This window comes from Intrasporangium sp. (assembly GCF_051961875.1).
In the GTDB taxonomy this organism is placed as follows: Bacteria; Actinomycetota; Actinomycetes; order Actinomycetales; family Dermatophilaceae; genus Intrasporangium_A.
The window spans coordinates 1-6,258 of sequence record NZ_JBQCCV010000199.1; the positions used below are offsets into that span (position 1 = coordinate 1).

Genomic DNA, 6,258 nt, shown 5'->3' on the forward strand with positions numbered 1-6,258 from the left:
AGATGCAGGTCTCCCGCCTGCACCGGGCGATCCTCGAGCGGCTGCGCCAGGACCTCGAGCACGAGCCCGAGCCGAAGCCGGTTGTCGCTCCGCGCCGTCGTCGCAGTGGCGTCCGGCGCGCCAAGGCAGCCGCGCTGCTCCGTGGCGAGCACCGGCTGACGGCCCAGCCCACGCTGAGAGCGGTCTGACCCTTATCGGGAACCACGATGGTGGCGTGCGCGAATTGCGCACGCCACCATTGCTATTCGGGGATCAGTTTCCGGGCTTGCCGAGCAGGACCATACCGTCGGTGGTGACGAGGACCTGCCAGTGCTGCTGCTTGAGCACGTGCACGAAAGGCGCCTTCTCTTCGAGCAGGGCGACGCTGCAGGTGGTTCGCTCTACGAACGCCTGCCATCCGGGAGAGCCAGCCATTGCGCCTCGGTAGTCCTCGATGAATCTCGGCGTATAGATCTCGACCCTGGTGTCGAAGACGACCTTGAGGTCAGGGTGCCGATAGATCAGCCAGCCCCCGATCGTCATGTCATTGCAGACGACGGTTCCTGCCGGGAGTGCATCCAGCTGAGTATTCAGGCCGTTCGGTCCGCGTCCCGGCTGGGCGGCGATCGCCGGCGCAACTGCCGCCGCCATCATGAGCGCGGCGAGGCCCGCGACCGCCCCGAACAGGACCTCGGGCCGCGTGCCCGCCTCTCTGCGGAGGCCGCTGAGCTTGTGCAGGGCCTCAGCCGCCGCGGGCGCGGCCATGATGGCCGCCACGCCAACCGTTCGCGTCTGCATGAGACCGAGCACGAGCGCCGAGCCGAGGAGGAGGATCGTCACCCAGGAGCCGGCGTGCGAGCCACGTGCCATGCGGACCACGGGGAGTGCGATGAGCGCGAGCATCGCGATCGAGGAGAGCTCGAGGATCGGGGTTGGCTGCCACTCGCTGATGTACTTGGTGACCCCGGCGACCTGGAAAGGCGACGTCAGCAGCGCCGGCCCTACGGGAGTGAGCGCAGCCGCGAGGACGCAACCAAGCGGGATGACCGCCAGCCGAATGGCACCACGCAGCCCCACGCGGCGATCGAGCAGCAGTCCGCCGATGACGACGGCCCCGACCGCGGCGCCGAGAAACCAGAGGCCGTGGGAACAGGCCCACAGCCAGGAGAGGGCGATCAACCACCAGCGCGGTCGGAGGTCGCGCGCCGTACGCAACCAGAAGTGGACGGTGATGGCAAGGAAGGCGAAGGTCGCCATCTGCGGCCGCGGGGAGATGCTGCCAGCCAGGGATACGAAGACGACGGCGGTGACCAGCGTGGCGGTGAGGATCGAAGCCCGTGCGCGACAGGTCAGCCAGATCGTGGCGGTGACGAGGAGGGCCACCGCCGCGTGGAGCCAGGCGACACCGGGCAGGCCGGCCACGTCGTTCGCCCAGCTCATCATGACCTCGGGCATCCATTGGTTGAGGATCCACGGCCTGGCAGCGGTGGCGCTCCACGGGTCGGACGCGACCACGAACTGGTGCTGCTGGCGCACGAGCGTGCCCGCGGCGATGTGCCAGAAGCTGTCCGGGTCCGAGATCGGGCCAAGCGTCTTCAGGACGACGAAGACGCCAAACAGCCCCGGAAGTGCCACCACGAATCGCCGCGGCGGACCCGACGGTCGCTGCCCGCTGGGAAGCGGCGATCCAGAAGTGGCCGCCGAGGTCACAGACCGGTGCCCGAGAAGGTCTCGATCATTCGAATCGCGCCCGGGCCGATGATGACGATGAACATGGCCGGGAAGATGAAGAGCAACATCGGGAAGAGGATCTTGACGGTGACCTTTTGGGCCTTCTCCTCGGCCTTCTGGCGCCGAGCGAGGCGCATGGCGCTCGTCTGTTCCCGGAGAACCGCAGCGATGGGAAGGCCCAAGCGGTCCGCCTGGACGATCGACGACACGAAGTTCTTCACGTCAGGCAGAACCACGCGGTCGCCGAGGGCGGCGAACGCCTCGCCTCGGGACTTGCCGATCTGGATCTCGGAGATCACACGTGCGAACTCACCCGCGATCGGGCCCTCAGTGTTCCTGGCAACGCGCATAAGGGCTGAGTCGAAACCTTGACCGGCCTCGACGCAGATGGTCAGCATGTCGAGGGCTTCGGCAAGGCCCTTGGCGACCTGCTCCTGACGCTTCAGGCCGGCGTTGTAGAGGAGCAGGTCGGGCAGGTAGAAGCATCCGACGCCGAGGGCACACGCGACGAGGATGCCCGAGAAGCTGAGACCCCCGCCGTAGAGCAATCCAAGAAGTGCACCGACGATGAGCGCCGTCCCCTTGACGCCCATGACCCGCTCCACGGTCCAGGGGGAGGGGTTACCTGCCCGATCGAGGCTCTTGGCCAGGCGCTCGGTGGTCCCCGAGGGGGATAGCGCCGTCGCGAGTCCTCGCGTTCGGTCGAAGATCGGGGTCACGAGGCGGTCCTTCGTCGCCAGGTCTGTCTTGACGACCGTCCTTTCTCCCACGCTTCCATCGATGAGGGCCAGGGACTTCGCGACCCCGGTGGGCCCACCGGAAGTCAGCCCCAGAGCGACCACCAGTACGAGCGTGAAGACCGCAGCCGCGATGAGCCCGATGCCGGTGTACACGATCGTCATGGTCATACCTCGATCTGCACGACTTTGCGCATCCAGAGGACGCCGATTACCAACATCACGATTCCGCCGACAGACATCCCGAGACCGATGCCAGTGGTCCAAAGCAACGAGATGTACTCGGGGTTGACACCCAACATGTAGAAGAACAGACCGATCGGCAGAGCAATCAGGATGTACGCGGAGAGCCGACCCTCGGCGGAGAGCGTCTTCACCTGTCGGTGAAGGGCCTCCCGCTCTCTCAGAGTGCTCGCCGTCTTCTCCAGGGTCTCAGCCAGGTTTCCGCCCACCTCACGCTGGATGCGGATCGCCATTACGGCCATCCCCATGGCGTTACTACCCATCCGCTCGGTGATGTGGTCCAGCGCGTCCGCGATGTCGGTGCCGATCCGGGTCTCGGCCAAGGCCCTGGACATCTCCTTGGCGACTGGTTCCGCGGAATCTCGGGCGACAGAGTCGAGCGCTTGGGGCAGTCCGAAGCCAGACTTGAGGCTCGTTGCGACCAGTAGCAAGGACTGCGGCAGGATTCGCTCGAAGGCGGACGCTCGGCGCGCCGCCGCAAGGCGCAAGAACACCTGCGGGAGCAAGAGCCCTCCGACTACCCCGAAGATGACACCCAACAGGGTGGAGTCCATCAGCATGAGCAGGAGCGCCACGGCCACGACAACGGCAGCAACCCTCAGCACCAACCACTCGCCAGCACGCAGCGGCAGGTCCGCCCGGTTGATGAGCTCGAGCGTCCGAGCCGTTGACTTGCGGCCCTTCATGGCCCGTTCGCCAAGGTCGACCAGCTGTTCGCTGATCGGTGCAGCGTGGGTCTTGCTCTCAGACCTGGACACGAGGTTCATCGGCGAGACGTAGGCCTCCAGTCCCTCCAGCCTACGTGCTCGCCTCGATTGCAGCTTCGGCGTCAGGACCGCGAAAGCGAGAAGAAACAGCGCCGCCCCCAGAATCGAGGCTCCGATGATCGGCATCCTGGACGGGGCCATCGTGAAGTTCGTGATGGGCGGCGGTGCCTGTGGCGGCGCGCCCGTGGGCGGAGCCACGGACGGCCCCACGCTGGGCGCCGGCTGCCCACCCAGATCAACCGCTTGGGCGACGCTGAAGGGCCGCCCTCCTGCGGTTCCGCTGACGCCGATCCTGTGGGCACCGGTGACGGGAAGGGTGGCCTGTACCTGGAACGCTGCCTGGGACTGGAGGGCGCGGCCGGCGTTCTGGAAGGCCGCCGTGACGGCGTCACCGCTCTCGGCCGCGATGACCGAGCCACCCCCTGACTTGGCGATCTGGCTCAAAGCACCGCTGGCATCGGGGTCGTCCGTCTTGAACTTCACGACATCGACGCGGACGCCGGCCTGGCGCACCGCGGCGGTCACTCGAGCGAGCTCTGCCTGCCTGTCCTTGCTCATGGTGTCAGCGCCGTCGCTGAGCAGGACGATGCTGCGGTCGCCGTCGGATCCGAGAGCTGCCACCGCGATCTTGACCGCGGCATAGAGGCTGGTGTCACCCCGAGAGGCCAGGCCGTTGACCACGCGTTGGACTGCCGCTCGATCAGCGGTGGGCTTCAGATCAACCCCTGCAGTGTCGGCGAAAGAGGCGACACCGATCCGCACATCCTTCGGCGCTTCTCGAAGGAAGGCCTGGGTTGCTGACCTCACCGTGGCCATCCCGGCGCGCCCCATGGACCCGCTCGTGTCGATCACGAGCATCGCGGTGCGGTTGATCGTCGTCGTCTTGTCGATCGTGGCCGGAACAGCTTTCCCGTCGATCGTGATGACGAGACTGCCGCTGTCCACCGTCACCACATCGGGGCCGCGGAAGGTCAGCACACCGTTCACGGTGCTGCCGCTGGACTTCACGTCAGTCACGGTGACGCTGAACGGGTCGTCTGCTGACGCGACCGTTGCTCCAATGAGTAGGTAGGCAACACCGACAACCGACGCGAAAAGCGCCCTGGCCAGCCTGGAGTTCACAACCCCAGCCTGGAGAAGATCTGGACCGGCAGTTCGATTCCGAGATCGGCCAGGTCCTGGGTGAACTTCGGCCGGATGCCGGTCGGAATCAGCTGTCCTCGGAAGCGGCCGTTCTCATCTCGGCCGGCGGAGTAGTCGAAGGTGAAGATGTCCTGCAACGTGACGACCTCACCCTCCATGCCGACGACCTCGGTGATGGCCACGATGCGGCGCGAACCGTCCTTGAGTCGGGTCTGCTGGATGATGAGGTCGACAGCGCCGGCAACCTGTTCCCGGATCGCCCGGACCGGCAGGTCGACCCCCGCCATGAGCACCATCGTCTCCAGACGGGACAGGCTGTCGCGTGGGGTGTTCGCGTGGACGGTCGTGAGGGAGCCGTCGTGGCCAGTGTTCATCGCCTGCAGCATGTCGAGCGCTGCTCCGTCGCGGACCTCACCGACGACGATCCGGTCGGGGCGCATACGAAGGGAGTTCCGGACCAGCTCCCGAATGGGGATCGCACCCTTGCCTTCGATGTTCGGCGGACGCGACTCCAGGCGCAGGACGTGGTCCTGCCGGAGCTGGAGCTCGGCGGCGTCCTCGATCGTGACGATCCGTTCGTCCTCCGGGATGAAGGAGCTGATGACGTTCAGCGTCGTGGTCTTTCCCGAGCCTGTACCACCCGAGATGATGATGTTGCGCCGGCCGAGGACACACGCCTCTAGGAAGTCTCGGGTGGCGACGGACAACGTCCCGAACGAGATGAGGTCCCGGTCCGTGAAGGGATCCGCGGAGAACTTGCGGATCGTCAGCATCGACCCGTCCAAGGCGATCGGCGGAACGACCGCGTTGACACGTGACCCGTCGGGTAGCCGCGCGTCCACCAAGGGGCTGGACTCGTCGACGCGGCGGCCGACTCGCGAGACGATCTTGTCGATCGTGCGGCGCAAGTGAGCATCATCCGCGAACTGCGCATCGACGGGATAGAGCTTGCCGGCCCGCTCGATGTAGATCGAGTGGGGACCGTTGACCATGATCTCGCTGACCTCGGCGTCTCGCAGGTACGGCTCGAGCGGCCCGTGCCCAAGGATGTCGTCGGAGATGTCCTGGGAGATCTTGATGCGGTCCGCGTGCGAAAGCGGCGTCTGCTCGGCGTCGATCACCTGCTGCAGGGTCGTGCGGACCTGCCCCGCCAGCTCCGACTCAGAAAGATGTGGGTCATAGAGCCGTGGCCCGAGCGAGTCGAGAAGCTCCTGGTGCACGCGCTCCTTGACGGCGGCGAAGGGATCCACCGTCTTCTTGGGCCCGGATTGGTCCCGCAGCTCGACAGCTGACTGGCCAAAAGCCCCCTGGACCTGACGCACGCGGTCCAACCGCTCGGCGAGGTTACTCATTTCTTGCTCCTCAGCAGACCGAAGCTGCGCTTTGCACCGTTCTGGATCGTCTCCCCGAAGCGCTGCCGGACTTCGTGGTCCACGAAGTGTCGAAGGGCCAGGCTGACGGGACCGCGCCCGTCCTCGAGAACGAGCGGCACCCCCCGGTTCACCGCCGCTGTGACAGCAAGACTGTTGGGGATTTCGGCGGCAATCGGGACCTTGAGCGCCGCCTCGACATCGGCGGTGGCGAGTCCGACCTTGAGATCCGCCCGATTGAGGACGACGGTACGGTTCTCCTTTGGGGCCCCGAGCATGTCGAGGGTG

General features: G+C 66.2%; 5 protein-coding genes and 1 pseudogene. 1 reads left to right on the plus strand and 5 read right to left on the minus strand.

The features are described 5' to 3' along the window. A partial coding sequence (locus ACTHJJ_RS11945; protein WP_440303167.1) for a hypothetical protein occupies positions 1 to 188 on the plus strand: 188 nt, incomplete at its 5' end. Positions 189 to 252: 64 nt separating this feature from the next. On the opposite strand, the gene ACTHJJ_RS11950 is transcribed toward ACTHJJ_RS11945, so the two are convergent. The 5 genes and pseudogenes from ACTHJJ_RS11950 to ACTHJJ_RS11970 all read right to left on the minus strand — a co-directional run. Then, positions 253 to 1,614, minus strand: coding sequence for a hypothetical protein (locus ACTHJJ_RS11950; RefSeq protein ID WP_440303168.1), 1,362 nt, complete (start codon positions 1,612 to 1,614; stop codon positions 253 to 255). Between the two features lie 71 nt (positions 1,615 to 1,685). Then, the gene (locus ACTHJJ_RS11955; protein WP_440303169.1) at positions 1,686 to 2,612 is read right to left on the minus strand and encodes a type II secretion system F family protein; all 927 of its coding nucleotides are present in this window, start codon (positions 2,610 to 2,612) and stop codon (positions 1,686 to 1,688) included. A 2-nt stretch (positions 2,613 to 2,614) separates the two neighbouring features. After that, the gene (locus ACTHJJ_RS11960; protein ID WP_440303170.1) at positions 2,615 to 4,579 is read right to left on the minus strand and encodes a type II secretion system F family protein; all 1,965 of its coding nucleotides are present in this window, start codon (positions 4,577 to 4,579) and stop codon (positions 2,615 to 2,617) included. Beyond that, positions 4,576 to 5,952 carry a CpaF family protein gene (locus ACTHJJ_RS11965; protein WP_440303171.1) on the minus strand — a complete coding sequence of 459 codons (1,377 nt, stop codon included), beginning with the start codon at positions 5,950 to 5,952 and terminating at the stop codon, positions 4,576 to 4,578. Before ACTHJJ_RS11965 ends, ACTHJJ_RS11960 begins: the two co-directional genes overlap by 4 nt. Then, positions 5,949 to 6,258 (minus strand): annotated as a pseudogene (locus tag ACTHJJ_RS11970) (AAA family ATPase); the annotation flags it as partial. The gene ACTHJJ_RS11965 and the pseudogene ACTHJJ_RS11970, both read right to left, overlap by 4 nt.